The organism is Methylomonas fluvii (genome assembly GCF_014850975.1).
GTDB classification, from domain to species: domain Bacteria; phylum Pseudomonadota; class Gammaproteobacteria; order Methylococcales; family Methylomonadaceae; genus Methylomonas; species Methylomonas fluvii.
This window is the reverse complement of sequence record NZ_JACXST010000003.1, coordinates 473,478-489,376: the sequence shown is the minus strand read 5'-3', so window position 1 is coordinate 489,376 and position 15,899 is coordinate 473,478. Positions and strand designations below refer to the sequence as shown.

16 protein-coding genes are annotated in these 15,899 nt (G+C 51.4%); 11 read left to right on the top strand and 5 right to left on the bottom strand.

Features of this window, described 5'->3' with window-relative positions; translation table 11 throughout:
* Nucleotides 1–22: 22 nt before the first annotated feature.
* From EBB_RS19720 to EBB_RS19710, 3 genes are all read left to right on the top strand, one after another.
* Entirely contained in the window at nucleotides 23–832 is an 810-nt protein-coding gene (locus EBB_RS19720) for a hypothetical protein (RefSeq protein ID WP_192395451.1), read from the top strand.
* 325 nt (nucleotides 833–1,157) lie between these two features.
* Nucleotides 1,158–1,679, top strand: coding sequence for a DUF1097 domain-containing protein (locus tag EBB_RS19715; RefSeq protein ID WP_192395450.1), 522 nt, complete (start codon nucleotides 1,158–1,160; stop codon nucleotides 1,677–1,679).
* A gap of 430 nt (nucleotides 1,680–2,109) precedes the next feature.
* Nucleotides 2,110–3,657, top strand: coding sequence for a hydroxymethylglutaryl-CoA lyase-like TIM-barrel protein (locus tag EBB_RS19710; RefSeq protein ID WP_192395449.1), 1,548 nt, complete (start codon nucleotides 2,110–2,112; stop codon nucleotides 3,655–3,657).
* Nucleotides 3,658–3,963: 306 nt separating this feature from the next.
* Here EBB_RS19710 and EBB_RS19705 read toward each other — a convergent pair whose 3' ends face one another.
* Both EBB_RS19705 and EBB_RS19700 read right to left on the bottom strand, forming a co-directional pair.
* Nucleotides 3,964–4,359, bottom strand: a complete 396-nt coding sequence (locus tag EBB_RS19705; protein WP_192395448.1) for a type II toxin-antitoxin system VapC family toxin — start codon at nucleotides 4,357–4,359, stop codon at nucleotides 3,964–3,966.
* Nucleotides 4,356–4,622, bottom strand: coding sequence for an AbrB/MazE/SpoVT family DNA-binding domain-containing protein (locus EBB_RS19700; protein WP_223146880.1), 267 nt, complete (start codon nucleotides 4,620–4,622; stop codon nucleotides 4,356–4,358). The genes EBB_RS19705 and EBB_RS19700 overlap by 4 nt, the downstream gene beginning before the upstream one ends.
* Nucleotides 4,623–4,853: 231 nt before the next feature.
* Here EBB_RS19700 and EBB_RS19695 point away from each other — a divergent pair, with 231 nt between their 5' ends.
* The 5 genes from EBB_RS19695 to EBB_RS19680 all read left to right on the top strand — a co-directional run bounded on the left by EBB_RS19695 (nucleotide 4,854) and on the right by EBB_RS19680 (nucleotide 7,838).
* On the top strand, nucleotides 4,854–5,063 hold the full coding sequence (locus EBB_RS19695) for a type II toxin-antitoxin system VapB family antitoxin (RefSeq protein WP_192395446.1): 210 nt from the start codon (nucleotides 4,854–4,856) through the stop codon (nucleotides 5,061–5,063).
* Nucleotides 5,060–5,230 (top strand): type II toxin-antitoxin system VapC family toxin, encoded by a 171-nt coding sequence (locus tag EBB_RS26075; protein WP_223146879.1) that lies wholly within the window; start codon nucleotides 5,060–5,062, stop codon nucleotides 5,228–5,230. The genes EBB_RS19695 and EBB_RS26075 overlap by 4 nt, the downstream gene beginning before the upstream one ends.
* 33 nt (nucleotides 5,231–5,263) lie before the next feature.
* On the top strand, nucleotides 5,264–5,443 hold the full coding sequence (locus EBB_RS26070; RefSeq protein ID WP_225587618.1) for a hypothetical protein: 180 nt from the start codon (nucleotides 5,264–5,266) through the stop codon (nucleotides 5,441–5,443).
* A gap of 133 nt (nucleotides 5,444–5,576) precedes the next feature.
* The gene (locus EBB_RS19685; RefSeq protein ID WP_192395445.1) at nucleotides 5,577–6,107 is read left to right on the top strand and encodes an REP-associated tyrosine transposase; all 531 of its coding nucleotides are present in this window, start codon (nucleotides 5,577–5,579) and stop codon (nucleotides 6,105–6,107) included.
* 384 nt (nucleotides 6,108–6,491) lie between these two features.
* Nucleotides 6,492–7,838 (top strand): IS5 family transposase, encoded by a 1,347-nt coding sequence (locus tag EBB_RS19680; RefSeq protein ID WP_225587194.1) that lies wholly within the window; start codon nucleotides 6,492–6,494, stop codon nucleotides 7,836–7,838.
* A 580-nt stretch (nucleotides 7,839–8,418) separates the two neighbouring features.
* Here EBB_RS19680 and EBB_RS19675 read toward each other — a convergent pair.
* On the bottom strand, nucleotides 8,419–9,294 hold the full coding sequence (locus tag EBB_RS19675) for a glycerol kinase (RefSeq protein WP_192395444.1): 876 nt from the start codon (nucleotides 9,292–9,294) through the stop codon (nucleotides 8,419–8,421).
* Nucleotides 9,295–9,995: 701 nt separating this feature from the next.
* Here EBB_RS19675 and leuB point away from each other — a divergent pair.
* Together leuB and EBB_RS19665 are read left to right on the top strand one after the other, a co-directional pair.
* Nucleotides 9,996–11,102: a 3-isopropylmalate dehydrogenase gene (gene leuB / locus EBB_RS19670; RefSeq protein WP_192395443.1), complete on the top strand. Its 1,107-nt coding sequence runs from the start codon at nucleotides 9,996–9,998 to the stop codon at nucleotides 11,100–11,102.
* Nucleotides 11,103–11,363: 261 nt separating this feature from the next.
* Entirely contained in the window at nucleotides 11,364–11,729 is a 366-nt protein-coding gene (locus tag EBB_RS19665; protein WP_192395442.1) for a hypothetical protein, read from the top strand.
* Nucleotides 11,730–11,931: 202 nt separating this feature from the next.
* Here the strand turns inward: EBB_RS19665 and EBB_RS19660 are convergent, their stop codons facing one another.
* Nucleotides 11,932–12,615: a hypothetical protein gene (locus tag EBB_RS19660; protein WP_192395441.1), complete on the bottom strand. Its 684-nt coding sequence runs from the start codon at nucleotides 12,613–12,615 to the stop codon at nucleotides 11,932–11,934.
* A gap of 469 nt (nucleotides 12,616–13,084) precedes the next feature.
* On the bottom strand, nucleotides 13,085–15,160 hold the full coding sequence (locus tag EBB_RS19655; protein ID WP_192395440.1) for a carbon starvation CstA family protein: 2,076 nt from the start codon (nucleotides 15,158–15,160) through the stop codon (nucleotides 13,085–13,087).
* A gap of 240 nt (nucleotides 15,161–15,400) precedes the next feature.
* Here EBB_RS19655 and EBB_RS19650 point away from each other — a divergent pair, with 240 nt between their 5' ends.
* The gene (locus EBB_RS19650) at nucleotides 15,401–15,892 is read left to right on the top strand and encodes a cytochrome P460 family protein (protein WP_192395439.1); all 492 of its coding nucleotides are present in this window, start codon (nucleotides 15,401–15,403) and stop codon (nucleotides 15,890–15,892) included.
* The last annotated feature ends 7 nt before the right edge of the window (nucleotides 15,893–15,899 follow it).

The following is a 15,899-nucleotide window of genomic DNA, read 5'->3' as shown; positions in this document are numbered from 1 at the left end:
TTATAAATTGGAGAAATACCTTATGTCTAAATTTCGATTTGTTGTTTCCGCATTGGCGTTGGCTTGGCTACCCAATGCTCAGGCGGCCTACAGCGGTAGTCTATCTTTTGTTCAACCGACCGGCACTGTCGTTGCGACCGATAACATTCCGATTTGGTTGAAACTAAGTTTGGACGCCACATCAGATCCCTTGGTTTTTTCCAGCACGAGTGGCGGTAACCCGCCGTTTGGCATCAATCCGGCCAACTACCCAACCAGCTTTTCTTATTACGATTCAAACACTAGCCAAAGCAGCTACATAGACAATGGCGTACTTATCGCCGTGGATCATATTTCTTTGAGTTCTTCTATTGGTTGTGCCGGTACATTTCTGGCCGATAGCTGCTCTTCCGGACCTTACGAATTCAATTTCGACTCCAGCCTGAGCAGCATTGATATCGCCTTGAACCCTGGCGATAGCTTTGAGTATTTGCTCGGCGAATTTACCCCGAAAAATGGCGCAGCCCCAGCCGGCAACTACGAGTTTTATACAGCGGGATTGGGTATATTTTTTCGCGGTACGGTTAGGGCTCCGCAATTAGATGAAAACGGTGCGCCGGTTCTGGATGAGAACGGAGATCCGATTTTGAAGGATTTTGTTAACGCCGAGAGTCGCCTGGAAATCGCCAGCACAGCATGTGCAGCGCAACCCGATCCAACTTGCTCAGACAAATTTGCGCGGACAGTCGTCGCTGCTCCCGTACCCGTTCCCGCCGCTTTTTGGTTATTTGGTTCAACCCTGCTCGGTTTTGTCGGCTACCGCCGGCGCGAAATCTTTACGCGGTCTGTCTGAGTCTTAGTTAAAGCACGTCTGTCTTCGCAAATACTCTTAGCCGCCAGCCCTTAAATATGCTGGCGGTTTTGAGGTTTGCAGCCAAATAATTCAGGTTGCGCGCCGGCGTTACCTGACACTTCCGCTGGTCGAAATGATCAAGCCCCATAACAGTGCATGCATTTAAACCAGCCGAGGATTGGTATCTGGAGGCTATTCTCTGCTACCATTCAAACGGGTCGAGGCGGGATTGCTTGGCCGTAAATGGATTTCGGTTTTGCAGGGCAGCCTCAATGCATCATCGAGTAAATCACCATCGATGAGGCGTAATATCAGAGGGACAAACATGGACAAACTTACAGCACTTTCTTTAAGCATTGGCGTATTGGCGGGCGTAGCCACATTTTTGGCGGTGGGACCGGCCAGCGGCGTGTTCTTTATCTGGGCCGCTACCATTGCCTGGGCAGCCTATTTTTTCTTGGGTGCGACCAAGGAAGCCTTAAAAAATACTATCGTCTGCGGGATTTTCGGCGTATTCATGGCCTGGGTAACGGCGATTATCTTGACCGGTATTTCGCCGGACACTGCCTTAGGCTTTCCGGCAATGGCCGCCATTACGGTGACTTTTGCGGTCGTGGTGATGTGCCTGGCCGCCAATTTTCCGCAATTGGCAACCATTCCCGCCAGCGTCTTGGGCTATTCGTCTACCTTCGCATACTTATTACAAACACCGGACAAGTTGACGCAAGAAGTTTTGTTCGGCGTGTCGCTGAGCAATCCTTTGCTGGTGATTTCAATCTCAATTGTAGTGGGTACTTATTTTGGTCAGCTTTCCGCGCAATTAGCGGCTAAGTGGACTAAAGAGTAACGACATTTTTAGGCTGAACCGTCGGGCTTATCGGCAAACACCAACTCCGATTGTTCGGCAAAAATAGGCGGAATGTAAAAACTCCGCCTAACCATCAAAAAATATCTGTCGTTTAATCATCGTTCCGCTCAGAACTCTCCGGCTCCCAGCGAGGAACGCGAGTGCCGATTTCCCTCCCCTGAGTTTGGCTGCTCGCAGCCCCGGAATTAGCCGCAAATTGCCAATTCATTCTGTTTTAGGCGAAAATGGCACGTTACGCATAGTTCAGTCTCTCCCGGAATAAGCAATCAGATTGCTCATAAGCCGCGCGACGGGCTTATGCACAAAGGCCATTTACTAAATTTTGCACGGGGTGTCGCTATCGCTCTGCCCTGTCTACGCATTAACTTGGTCAGATACCGCTACAGGACGCATCGAGAACAACAAAATCATGTCTACCCATTCAAGACACATCCAGTTAATGGATACCACGCTGCGAGACGGCGAACAAACCCAAGGCGTTGCTTTTACGCCGATGGAAAAAGTCAGCATCGCCAAAGCTTTGTTGCAGTTTTTGCGCGTTGACCGCATCGAAGTCGCCTCGGCCCGAGTTTCGGAAGGCGAAAAGGAAGCCGTCAGCCTGATCAATCAATGGGCACGACACGAAGGTTTTGCCGAGCGCGTTGAAGTTTTGGGCTTCGTCGATCATACCCGCAGCGTCGATTGGATCAAATCGACTGGTGGTAGCGTGATCAATCTGCTGGCCAAGGGTAGTGAAAAACATTGCCGCGAACAGCTCGGCAAAACCCTGGAGCAACACAGCGCCGATGTGCTGCAAACCATTACCTATGCCCACGAGCAAGGTTTGAAGATCAATGTTTATCTGGAAGATTGGTCCAACGGTTACAAAGACAGCCGGGAGTATGTTTACGGCTTGATGGAACGCTTGCAACAGGCTCCGATCAGCCATTTCATGCTCCCCGATACCTTGGGCGTGATGTCGCCTGACGAAGTTTTCGCCAGCTTCAGCGATATGTGCCAGCGCTACCCAACGCTGCAATTTGATTTCCATCCGCACAATGATTACGGTTTGGCGACTGCCAACGTGATGGCGGCGGTGCGGGCCGGCGTCAGCGCCGTGCATTGCACTGTCAACTGCTTGGGCGAACGGGCCGGCAATGCGTCCATCGCCGAAGTGGCGGTGGTGCTGCGCGATAAAATGGCGATGGAACTGTCCGTGGACGAGAGCCATTTGGTGCGCATCAGCGAAATGGTAGAAAACTTCTCCGGCAAGCGCGTTGCCGCCAATGCGCCCATCGTCGGTGCCGACGTGTTCACCCAAACTGCCGGTATCCATGCCGATGGCGACCAGAAAGGCGGTTTGTATAAAACCAAGCTCGGCCCAGAACGCTTTTCGCGGATTCGCAGTTATGCCTTAGGCAAGATGAGCGGCAAAGCCTCTTTGAAAAAAAATCTGGAGCAGCTGGAGCTGGATCTATCGGAAGAAGACCAGAAGAAGGTTCTGGCGCGCATCGTCAGTATCGGCGACTCCAAACAAACCATTACTACCGACGACTTGCCGTTCATCATCGCCGACGTGCTGGAAAGCAAGAGCTATCAGCACATCAAATTACTGGCTTGCTCGATCAACAGCGGTCTGGATTTGCCGTCTACGGTCAGTATCCGCGTGGATGTCAAAGGCGAGAAACACCAGACCACCGGGGCCGGCAGCGGCGGTTTCGACGCCTTTATCGACGCCATCGGCAAGGTATTGCAACATTATGATTACACCTTGCCGACACTGGCCGATTTCGAAATCCGCATCCCCAAAGGCGGCCACACCAGCGCCTTGACCGAATGCGTAATTACCTGGGATTGCGGCACCGAACTGCGCAAAACCCGCGGCGTACACGTCAACCAGGTGTTTGCCGGCATTTTGGCGACCATCAAGTTGATCAACATCCAGTTGCATGAAAAGGCCAACAGCCCACAAGCTTAGATGATCCGCCCGAACGCTAGGGAGCAACTCCCAAAGCAAACGTCGTTGGCTGCTCCTAATCCAGCCATTGTTCAAGGGGAATACGCTTACTGTCGCGCTATAGCCGGAAACCAGCCGCAAACTCAACTGCGCCGGCAGATGAAATACACCGCCATCCGATCATCGGTGATGCCTAACACGGCCGTGGTCGCCACAACCCTCAGCCCTTAGGGCAAAGCCGATCACTGTTGGCTGCGCGAGAGATGGTTTTTGCAAATTCGCTTCTAATGATTTCTGGCAACCCGTTCGAACCGAGCTTGAAGGAATTTACAGGTCCCAAATCCGCACCTCCGGCGCAATACCTGCGTCGCGCGCGGACTTGCAAAAATCGCGGTCGAAGGTATGCATCACAGCCCTATCGCAAGCCGCCAGATGCAAAGCATCGGCGAAATCGGCGCCTTGCGAATACCATTCCAGCGCATGGCTGACGGCTTCCGCATCCTCGACCACCGTATTGTCAATTTCCAATAACGCGAAGAAAAAAGCGCTAAGTTGCTCGCGAGTTTTCTTATAGCGAGCCCGCAGCACCCATTCGGTTTCCAGTAAAACCGTGCGAGAAATAAAGATACTGTCGCTGGCAATCAATTGCCGAACTACCGCCACCTGTTCGGGATGATCATCCACCAATGCCCGCACCAGCAGGTTGGTATCAAAAGCAATCATGAGGCATCCAAACTGTCTTCTTCATTGAGGTCCACCGGCTGGCATAATGCCACAGTGGATAAAGGTTGCCCATCATGCTTGAGCATGCCGATTAAATCCGCCAAATTACGGCCGGATTTCTTCGGCACCGCTTTCAGCGTAACGCCTGAGGCATTGGCAATCAGCGTGAGTTCCGTACCGGCTTCCCAATGCAATTCATCGCGAATTTCCTTGGGGATGACAACCTGGCCCTTGCTCGACAAGGTAATAGTCGTGGTAGACACAGACATCTCCTTTAGGTAAGACAAAAAGTAAGCCGGATTATGGGCTGGCGATGGTTTGTTGACAAGTTTCGTGTTGGTTTTTAGCCCGTAACCAGCGGCTATAAAAGGTGCTGGTGACCTTGGAAACCGTACAAATCGCGAACGATACCCAAACGGTGCATGCTGCTTATCGTATCCCATGAGCTTATTTTTGATACAGTACATCATCAAAATTGATGCCTGGAAAACACGATGAGAACCACTGTAACCATAGACGATGCGTTGTACCAAAAGGCCCTGGACATGGCAGATCCGGACATGGATAAGACCGAAATCTTCCGGGAAGCGATGAAAACCTTCGTGCGGATTCAGGCCGCTAAACGCTCGGCTGCGTTGGGTGGAACCATGCCGGAGATGGCGGATATTCCCCGAGAACGCGGCCAAACCGAACCGTCTGCATGATATTGGTCGATACCTCGGTTTGGGTTGGCCATTTCAAAAATCGTAACGAAGACTTGGTTCGTTTGCTCGTTTCAGATTCGGTGTTGATTCACCCGCTGATTGTTGCCGAATTGGCCTGTGGCACGCCGCCCGCGCCGAGAACTCAAACCCTGAACAACCTGCGTTAGCTAAGGTATTGCAATCAAGCCGGTTTGCAGGAAGTGGAAGACTTTATCGAACGTGAAGCACTATATGGCTTGGGTTGCGGACTAATCGATTTGCAGTTGCTAGCCTCGGTTTTGATTACGCCCGGCGCCAAGCTGTGGACGTTGGACAAACGGTTGGCGAAACTTGCCGAGCGGTTTGGTGTGGCTTATCAAGCTTCGCCGACTACGAATTGATTTACATGTTCCGTGCGGTTCGTTACCTCACCGCACGCTACGAGCTACGGCTGCGTGATTTATCATCGTTCCCACGCTCCGCGTGGGAATGCAGCCCCGGACGCTCGGGCGTTTTTATGAATCAAGGTAAAGTATGGGAAGAAGCCGTTATCTCATCACCGAAGCCGACAAACCCCATTTCATGACTTGCACCGTCGTGGAATGGCTGGACGTGTTTACCCGCCCGGAAACCGTGCAAATCGTCCTCGATAGTTGGCAATACCAACGCCAACACACAGGTTTAAAACTCTATGGCTACGTGATTTTGGAAAACCATCTGCACTTTATCTCCCAGGTCCCGGAACTCGACAAATGCGTTGCCAGCTTCAAAGCTTATACCGCCCGCCGGATCATCGACCACCTCCAGCAGCAAAAAGCCGAGCGCCTGCTGCAACGCCTGCATTTTGCCAAAGCTGCACATAAACGGGATCGCGAATACCAGTTCTGGCAAGAGGGCGTACATGCCGAAATGATTTTGAACGAAGTGATGATGCGGCAGAAGCTGGACTACATCCACGCCAACCCGGTCAAGCGCGGTTATGTCAACTTACCGCAGCATTGGCGTTATTCCAGTGCCGCCAACTATCAAGGCTTGGCGGGGTTGATAGAGATCGACGTTTGGTGATGGACGCTGGAGCGTCCGAGGCTGCGTTCCCACGCGGAGCGTGGGAACGATGAAATCCGGCGTATACACTATGGCTAATACGCCCTACGCGGGCTACGGCGATTGTTAGGGATGAATTTTTCTTGCAAGCTGTGGATATGGGGCAATACCTTTAATCATTGAGTCAATTTCATTTTCAATATATGTGTAGAGAGCGCCGCCTCTCTCTGCAATAATAGTAGGCGCATTACCTCTACCCTTTGCGTGTTTATATAGTCGCCCCTGAAAAGCCACAAATTCACGGCTAAAGCATTGAAACACAATAAATAATTGAAGAAAAAGACGGGCAATAATTGCAAGAAATTAGTAAAATAGATATTAATTTCTTGCAAATTTTTATCGAAAATGAAGCCAAAATCCCAAGAAAGTAGCGGCCAAATCGATCTATTCAACACACCACTGGCCGACCTGTTGAATCCGAAGCATGAGCTTTACCAACTGGCAAATTTGATCGATTGGAAAGTACTGGATGATGCGTTCGGTGAATTTTTTACCGAGAACCAAGGCGCTCCGGCGTTGCCAACGCGTCTTATTGCCGGGCTTCATTACCTCAAACATGCGTTTGCACGCTCGGACGAAGCGGTCGTGGCACAGTGGCTTGAAAATCCCTATTGGCAATATTTTTGTGGCGAAGAGTATTTCCAACACCAGATACCTTGCCACCCCACGTCACTGACCTATTGGCGAAAACGGATCGGAGAAGAAGGTTGCGAGTGGATGTTATCGGTGACGATCCAGGCTGGCGTAGCCAGCAAGACCGTGAAGAAACAGGATTTTGAATCGGTGACGGTTGATAGCACGGTGCAAGAGAAAGCCATCACGTATCCGACCGATGGAAAATTGTATGAACGCTGTCGCCAGCACATGGTACGTCTGGCTGAGCAGCATGAGATTACACTACGGCAGAACTACAACCGCAAAGCCCCCTATTTGCTGATGATGGCGAACCGGTACAGTCATGCCAAGCAAATGAAGCGCAAACGCAAAATGCTCAAACAGCTCAAAACTTTGGTGGGTCGGGTTTACCGAGATATCGAGCGCCAATTGACGGATCAATCCGATGCAGTCAAATTGGCTTTTAAAGAGACGCTAGAGAAAACCCAACGGATTTTGAACCAACAACCCCAGGATAAAAACAAGCTGTACAGTTTCCACGCCACGGAAGTCGAATGCATTTCCAAAGGCAAAGTCCACAAGAAGTATGAATTCGGCGTCAAAGTGGGCATCACCGTCACCAACAAAAGTAATTTTGTGCTCGGCGCCCGCAGCTTTTCCGGTAATCCCTACGATGGACACACCCTGGAATCGTGTCTGGAACAGGCGGAGATTCTAAGCGGTACACGCGCAAAAGAAGCTTTTGTGGATTTAGGATACCGTGGTGTCGAGGTCCCGAACGTGACCATTTACAAAGCCCGGCAAAAGAGAGGAATAAACACCCGGCGACTCAAACGCGCCCTCAAACGCCGCAATGCCATCGAACCCGTCATCGGGCACCTCAAAAACGACGGATTGCTGGGCCGCAATTACCTGAAAGGCGAACTGGGCGATGCCATGCATGCCATCTTATGCGGTGCTGGCCACAATATCCGTATGATCCTCAGGCAGTTGAGGATTTTTTTGCCTCATTTTTGGAGACCGCCATGTCGGATTTTGGCGCGGCCATTGAGCGCGCCGTTTTTATTGTCGGCCTGAATGCTGGTGTTCGGAAAATATCGGCTTTTTCAGGGACGACTATTTCATAGAACCCATCACCTAGCATTTGATCTCCTCTTTGATGAACTACAAGGACGGTGACTAATGGACGACCATTTGTATGCTCATTAACTACTATTTCTTCAAGGAAACTTGTTAACCGAGGATCATGTGGGTTTATTTGTATAGCAGTCAAGCTTTCCACCAGTTCGGTGTAGGATATTGTTTGCGAGTGGCGCCGTGAAGCACGCCGCTGAAGCACCAAAAGCGCTTCTTCTTTTGCTCGTTCCCAAGAGTCTTGGGGAAATCCGTAAGGCATTTTGTTTCCTCATTGTGCTAAGTTGCATAATAATTGATTAGCAGGAAAATCAACCAACATAAGTTGATATTACCTGCTTTCTCAGGCATTTTTGCTTTGATATTCTGAGCGGAACGGGGTTTGTAACCAATGCCGTTAAGTTAAGGCCGTAAGGCGCAATAACCAACGGGCATTGCGCCTTATATTTTGTTTTCATGCGGCGTATTACGCTATTGCTAATACGCCCTACGCGGGCTATAAAAAGACAAATCAAACTTTTATTCAATACGCCTGCACCCCAAACTTCAACAACAATCTCGGCAAAATATCGTCCAAATTCAACACGTCCTTATCGGTCAATTCAATCAAATTGAAATTGTATTTCTGATAAATCGCAAGTTTTTCCTGTTTCCGGGCTTGGTATTTGGCGTCGTTGTCGTAGCCCCAAAATTCGATATACACCTTGCCGGTGGGGATGTAGAAATCGCAGTACATTTCTTCTTCGATCGGCAGTTTGCGTTCGTAGGCGTGGACGATTTCCGCCATGTACAGCCAGTTGTCGATCAGCATTTCCGCCTTGGAGCGGACGAAGTGGCCGTCGGTGGTGCGGTGGGTAGCTTCGAATTTGTGGCGGAAGCTATCCATCTTGTCGGTATCGGTTTTTGGCTTATCAACGCCCTTGATGTTATCGACATTGTCTTTCAATGCCCGGTTGCGGGTGATTTTCTCCGGCCAGCGCACGTAGGGAATGCCGGAACGACTATCTTCGCCTTGTTCGGCGCCCATCGCCAAGCCTTGCTCGGTGACCAGCCAGCCTTTCAAGCCTTTTTTGATCCAGCCGAGTTCCGACAAGATATAGTTCATTTTGTTGGCGGGGAGTTCGAACTGCTGCCCCAGCACGGTGGCAGTCAACAGTTTCGGCGCGTCCGGTTTGCTTGGTGCGTTAGATAGCTGAAAATCTTCCGGCCAGGCGACGTATTGGCCGTATTTACCGGTCAAATAGACGCCGCCGGCAGCCGTGCCGGCATCGGTCAATTGCCATTTGTCGTCGTGTTTTTCGATCAAACCCAAAGTGCTCAATTGCCCGAACATTTGCTCCTGGGACACGCTGCGTAGTTTAGCGAGTTGAGTGGTGGATAGGCGTTTTTCTTCATTCATCAGAACAGCTCTCACGTTAAGTCGAGCGAAGTGTAGCTTATCGGCCCAATAATGCGGTTTTGCCCGGAGTGCCTTTTCATGGTTTCCATGCCGGAGTGTAGGGACAATAAAGACGAATACGTGCGCTGCGGCAAATAAGCCGGCTGCTGGTTATCTTTTCGCCACCGCTTTACTTCTCTACTCGACCGTTGAACAAATTTTCTCCATCGGCCAAGCTTTTTTCTCGGTCATTGGACAAATTAACTCCAACGTTTCAGCTCGGAGCTCGAGCGATGTAGTTCTTAGGGAGAATGATCAAGAAAAAAGCTCGGACGTTCTGGTTTGGAGCCGCAATGTTTTAGAAAATTTCTTGGTCATTCGAGCTCGGAGCTTGATTGATGGAGAAGTTTTCTTGATCGTTCGAGTCCGGAGCTCGGTCGTTCCGGAAAATTTCTAAAACGTTGCAGCTCTGAGCTCGAACGTTGGAGAAAATTACTCGGTTTCCCGGCATATGTGACTTATGCAACCCGCTCGAAACGATTTTGCTTCAGGGTAAATCAGTTAAAACGGCTATAAATCCCATTCCATTCAGGTTTTACCTATGTTTATCCGGAAAGCGGTTTTTCGGGGGAAGCATCGCAACCAATCTGCTAAAATCCGCTGCTTATTTTTCGATAGAAATTCCTGCTTTAACGCTTTAATCACTCAGCACCCACCATCTCATGAAAAACTACAAAATCGCAGTTCTGGCCGGCGACGGCATCGGCCCTGAAATCACCGCGGAAGCCATCAAGGTTTTGAAAGTCATCGAAGAACGTAACGACGTTAGCTTCGAACTGATGCCGGCTTTGTTCGGCGCCTGCGCTTACTTCGCAACCGGCGATGCTTTCCCGCAAGCTACCATCGACATTTGCGATCAAGCCGACGCCATCCTGAAAGGTACGATAGGCTTGAATCACGAAGAATCAAAGAAAATCCCGGTCGACAAACAACCGGAGCGTGGTGCTCTGTTGCCGCTACGCCGCCGCTATAATACCTACGCCAACTTTCGCCCGGTTTTCCTGCCGAGGTCGTTGGCGCATTTCTCGCCGCTGAAGCCGGAAGTGATCGGCGATGGCATCGATTTGATTATGGTGCGCGAGCTGGTCGGCGGCCTGTATTTCGGCCAAAAAGAAGCGGGAGTCAACGAGCAAGGGCTGCGTTACGTGCGCGAAACCCTGGAATACGACGAGGAACAAATTCGTCGCATCATGCACCAGGCCTTCAAACTGGCGCAAAAACGCCGCAAATTGCTGCACAACATCCATAAAAGCAATGTGCTGAAATCCAGCGTATTGTGGAACGAGGTGATGGAAGAAGTCGCCAAAGAATATCCGGACGTTCAGGTCGTCAATTATCTCGTCGATTCGGCCGCGACCGCGCTGTGTCTGAAACCTACCCAGTTCGACGTGATGGTGATGGAAAACATGTTCGGCGACATTCTCAGCGACCAGGGCGGCGGCATTTTGGGCTCGCTGGGCTTGATGCCGTCAGCGTGTATCGGCCCGGAAAAAGCCTATTACGAGCCATCCCACGGCTCAGCGCCGGACATCGCCGGCAAAAACATCGCCAATCCATACTCTATGATCGGTTCGGTGGCAATGATGCTGGAAAACAGCTTTGGCATGGAAGCGGAAGCGAAAAACGTCTGGGCGGCCATGCAGGGCGTATTTGCCGACGGCTACTCAACCGCCGACTTGTCCAAGCCCGGCAGCGGCGTGACGATGATCAGCACTGTTGAATTTGGCGACAAAGTGGTCGAGAAGCTACGGGAAATGCCTAAGGTCTAAACGAGGTTTTGTCATACGAACTACGCGCACATGCCGAGCCGCTAAAACCTGACGGCAAATCAACAACAGCGATTTGCCAAAGGCCGCGGTGCGGTGAAGCCTGAAATCCTGCAGTTGGTCGGCCAAAAATTGACCGATGCCGGTTACTTTTACATCAGCATGGATCATTTACGAACTGGGCGTAGCGAGGCGTAGGCAAGTTGTTTCGCAACTTCCAGCGCTATTCCGCTCATTCCAACTGCAACTTGGTGGGCTAAGGCTGTGACTACCATTGGCCGGATAGGCGGTGCTTACATTCAATATTGCAAGCAACTGGACGAATACGACGCAGCTGTCTCTCAAGGTAAATTGCCGGTGTTTCGCAGCGTGGACTTGGATGAAGGCGACAAACTGCAGCGGGCGGTGAGTACCCGGTTGATATGTCACCTCGAACTGAGCTTTGGCAAAACTAAAGCTGAGTTCAAGGTCGATTTTTTCCGAGTATTTGGCAGCGGAACTGGAAAGTTTGCGCCGAATGAAGACCAGCGGTCCCCTGCTGCCGTCAGCGGCCTGAGAGGGGTAGAACTAGAACGGACAAAAGAGGACTGCTGCGTTTCTTATGTTAGTGGCGGGTATTTGAATCGATAGCTGTCTGGCAGTGTTTAACCAGAACTGGTTGGTTGCAAGGCTTGATGTTTCGCACAACCTCCTTGCGTTGGGAGGCATGGGCGCTCGCTGATAAGTGCGTTATCAGGAGCTATGCGCCAAATCGATTTTTCGCGTTAATTCTTTAGGGAGTTGGTGATTAATCAGCGGGAGTCGATTGCACCGCCCCCGCATAACTGGGGCCTTATGCCGATTTGCGTAGACGTAAAGTCAAACCGACCAGCGCCGAACCGAACAGCAAAAATGCACCCGGTACAGGCACAGGGTTAACACTGGCGTGATCGATCAGTCCATACGCGGCGCTCGCACTGGCTCCGCGTTCACGAATGCCAAACCCCAAGAATAAAGGTTGCAGGTCCAAGTCGAAAATACCCATATGGTCCTGGTTTTGAACGTGTTCGGCGGTGAAGGTATTTTGGGGGAATAAGGCCAAAATCGAAAAACCTATTGCTGGCGACTGAGGAAAGCCGGCAGTATCGCTGATGTCTGCGCTGTCGTAGGTACCCGCCGCTATCTTGCCGGTAAAGCCGGCGGCTTCGATCATGACTTGGGTTAGATTCAGGTCGTTGTCGAAATGTACCTCAATCTTATCATTGCCGATCAATGATGGGCCACCATTGATGGCGATGCTGGACGACTTATTATTCAGATAGGTCAGCTCCAACCGAGGTCTAGAAACCTGCGGTAGTGTTTGGTAGGCGCTGATGTCCGGCGCCGTGGGGTTGAGCGTAAATTGGCCCTCAAAGGTATCGCCAGCCTGAAAATTTCCGGAATTGGTGACTAAGTGGCCGTTGAAGCGCAGTTGCGACGCCGCATTGGCAGCAGGTGAAATTAAAAAAATGGTTAGTAAGCCGAATAGTACTTTCAAGAATGCTCCCTTATAAAAAAACGCATGAAGAATTAAGTCGCCGCAAAGCGATAAGCCAGATGCCAACCAACTCATGTCAAAAAGAGAATTAGGTTGATCGGTAGATAGGATTATGAATAGCTTAGCGGTAAATTGTCAAACACCCCAAGTTGGTGGGATTTACCGGCTTTCGCTGTCAAAACACCTTGTCCAAAATCGACATGACAATGTCCTAGCCCATCAGATAAATGACGATCCACTCCAGTCATGGTGGGCATGTTTTTTGTGCCCACGCAGGATTGAAGCGAATGACGCTACCGGTGGTCACAAAAGGATTGCCTACACTTACGCATCTGTTTAGGTTTGGGGCGTTTTTGCTCGTCACTGTGCAATCAAATCGAAACGGTTCGTCGCATTATCAGATTGAATTAGACTAATCCCACCCGGGCGATTGACGCGTTAAAGCCGCTACTAACGCCATTTGAAAAACTTAATCCCTTACCCACTCTTCAACCAAACGGCTGGGTATATGCGGCGATTCGCTGGATTGCGGGTGGTTTTTGCCGGTGATGACGCAATAGATCACCCGCAGGGTGTCTGCCAATAATAGCCAGGTAATCAGCATAAATAAGCTGGTTAACCCGGCGTTCAAGTAGTCGTTGAAAATCAAGTGCGGTGCATTTTTGACTTGCTCGGCTGGAAGAGCGCCGCTGGCAAGTCTGGCGGATAAATCCGCGGCATGCGATAAAAATCCCACCCGCAAATCGGCGGCAAACAATTTTTCCCAAGCGGCGGTGCTGGTGACGATAATCAACCAGGCCAAGGGGGTTGCCGTGACCCACACATATTTCAGTTTGTCCGACTTCACCAATATCGTGGTGCCCACGCATAAGGCTATTGCCGCCAGCATCTGGTTGGCAATGCCGAACAACGGCCACAGGCTGTTGATGCCGCCTAAAGGATCGATAGTGCCCATATACAGGAAATAGCCCCAAGCTCCGACCACCACAGCGCTGGTCAGCAGTATGCTGGGATAGCTGTTGGTTTTAGACAAACCAACATTGCCCAGAATATCTTGCAACATGAAGCGGGCGACACGGGTGCCCGCGTCGAGCGTGGTCAGAATAAACAAGGCCTCGAACATGATGGCAAAGTGATACCACGCCGCCAGCAGATGCTCGCCGAATACTTGCGCGAACAAGCTGGCCATCCCGACCGCCAGCGAGGGCGCGCCGCCAGTGCGGGCGAACAAGGTGGATTCGCCCATGGTTTTGGCCAGGGTTTGCATCTGCTCGACGCCGACCGGGAAACCCCAGCTACTGATCTTGGCCACCGCGTCCACCGCTTCCTTGCCAACAATACCGGCCGGGCTGTTGATCGCAAAATACACGCCGGGCTCCAAAACGCTGGCGGCAATCATCGCCATAATCGCAACGAAGGATTCCATCATCATCGCCCCATAGCCGATGAAACGGGCGTCTTGCTCGTTAGCCAGCAGTTTGGGCGTGGTGCCGGAGGAGATCAAGGCATGAAAGCCGGAAATGGCGCCACAGGCGATGGTGATGAACACGAACGGAAACAGTTTGCCGCCGAAGATAGGCCCCGTGCCGTCGATGAATTGGGTGAGAGCCGGCATTTTCAATTCCGGGCGCAACACCACGATGGCGACCGCCAGCGCGGCGATGGTGCCGAGTTTCATGAAAGTGGATAAATAATCTCTTGGCGCCAGCAATAGCCAGACCGGCAATACTGCAGCGGCAAAGCCGTACAGGATCACCATCAAAGCCAGTTGCGGGGCGTCGTAATCGAACCAGCTGCGGATTATCGGGCTGTCATCGATCCAGCCGCCGCCCAGTACCGCGAAAATCAACAGGGAGACGCCGATCAACGTCGCTTCCAAGACTCTTCCGGGGCGTAAATGGTGCAAGTAACAGCCCATTAGTACGGCTATCGGTATCGTCGCCGCCACGGTGGATGTCGCCCAGGGACTGTGCTTCATCGCATTGACCACCACCAGACCCAGTACCGCGATCAGGATTACCATGATCATCATCACGCCCAGCATGGCGGCAGTACCACCAATCGCGCCCAATTCGTCTTTTGCCATTTGTCCCAAGGAACGGCCTTCTCGGCGAATCGAGAAGAACAGCGTGACAAAATCCTGCACGCAGCCGCCTAAGACGGCGCCGATCAAAATCCACAACGTACCGGGTAGATAGCCGAATTGGGCGGCCAAGGTCGGGCCGATTAAGGGGCCGGGGCCGGCGATTGCCGCGAAATGGTGCCCGAATACCACCCATTTATGCGTTGGCATAAAGTCGCGGCCGTCGTCGAAACGCTCTGCGGGAGTGGCGCGGCTGGGATCCAATACCAAAACTTTGGTCGCAACAAATGCACTATAGAAACGATACCCCAGCGCGTAAATACAAATCGCCGCGACGACCAGCCACATACTATTGATGCTTTCACCGCGTTGCAAAGCAATGCCGCCGACGGCAAAGGCGCCGGTCAGGGCGACGCAAGCCCAGAAAAAAATGGACGGTAATTGTTTGTTGGGGCCGGACATGGCGAGTTCCTTTGGATTGTAATCGGTGTACTGCGTGATAGAGTTCGCAAAATGGTAGCATGCCAGCGTCAATTGCTGTTGGCGGATTCGCTTTGAAACCGGCTGTTTTGCCAGGTTTTACCCCTAATTCGCCATTGCAAACGGCTGGTTTTATTCAACTGAATTGAACAGGCGTTAGCCGCTAACTTGCCGGCGTATAATAACGGCTTGGTATCCCTACAGATAAAGGAGGACGAGAACATGAACAGAACTATTTTCACCGGCTTATGTTTGGCAGCGGCGGCTTTAATGCCGTTTAGCCTGGCTTTCGCGGAAGCCCAACCGCCTGCTAAACCGGAACATGGCGAATACCGCGACTGGCGTTTGCTGGGCGTGTCCTTACGCCACGATAAAAACAGCATGCGGGCCATTGTCGGTAACCATGTGGCTATCAATGCCGCGCGTGCAGGTAAGGTCAAACCTTGGCCGGACGGTAGCATCATCGCCAAAATCAAATGGGACGAAAGAAAACATCCGAATTGGGAACAAGCGACTGTGCCAGGCGAATTCACTGCTGCGGAAGCGATGGTGAAAGACAGCAAGAAATACGCTGAAACCGGCGGTTGGGGCTTCGGCATTTGGGAAGGCAAAACCTTAAAAATGCTGGATCAGGAAAAATCCGCACCGTGTTTTGCTTGCCATATGCCCATGAAAGACAGCGATTACGTTTATACCCTGCCTAATCTCCAATAAACGCGGT

Coding starts and splice junctions, on each gene's coding strand:
- EBB_RS19720 (WP_192395451.1), top strand. CDS start 23: ATGTCTAAATTTCGATTTGTTGTTTCCGCATTGGCGTTGGCTTGGCTA.
- EBB_RS19675 (WP_192395444.1), bottom strand. CDS start 9,294: ATGAATGAAGAAAAACGCCTATCCACCACTCAACTCGCTAAACTACGC.
- leuB (WP_192395443.1), top strand. CDS start 9,996: ATGAAAAACTACAAAATCGCAGTTCTGGCCGGCGACGGCATCGGCCCT.
- EBB_RS19685 (WP_192395445.1), top strand. CDS start 5,577: ATGGGAAGAAGCCGTTATCTCATCACCGAAGCCGACAAACCCCATTTC.
- EBB_RS19710 (WP_192395449.1), top strand. CDS start 2,110: ATGTCTACCCATTCAAGACACATCCAGTTAATGGATACCACGCTGCGA.
- EBB_RS26075 (WP_223146879.1), top strand. CDS start 5,060: ATGATATTGGTCGATACCTCGGTTTGGGTTGGCCATTTCAAAAATCGT.
- EBB_RS19695 (WP_192395446.1), top strand. CDS start 4,854: ATGAGAACCACTGTAACCATAGACGATGCGTTGTACCAAAAGGCCCTG.
- EBB_RS19655 (WP_192395440.1), bottom strand. CDS start 15,160: ATGTCCGGCCCCAACAAACAATTACCGTCCATTTTTTTCTGGGCTTGC.
- EBB_RS19650 (WP_192395439.1), top strand. CDS start 15,401: ATGAACAGAACTATTTTCACCGGCTTATGTTTGGCAGCGGCGGCTTTA.
- EBB_RS19680 (WP_225587194.1), top strand. CDS start 6,492: ATGAAGCCAAAATCCCAAGAAAGTAGCGGCCAAATCGATCTATTCAAC.
- EBB_RS19715 (WP_192395450.1), top strand. CDS start 1,158: ATGGACAAACTTACAGCACTTTCTTTAAGCATTGGCGTATTGGCGGGC.
- EBB_RS19705 (WP_192395448.1), bottom strand. CDS start 4,359: ATGATTGCTTTTGATACCAACCTGCTGGTGCGGGCATTGGTGGATGAT.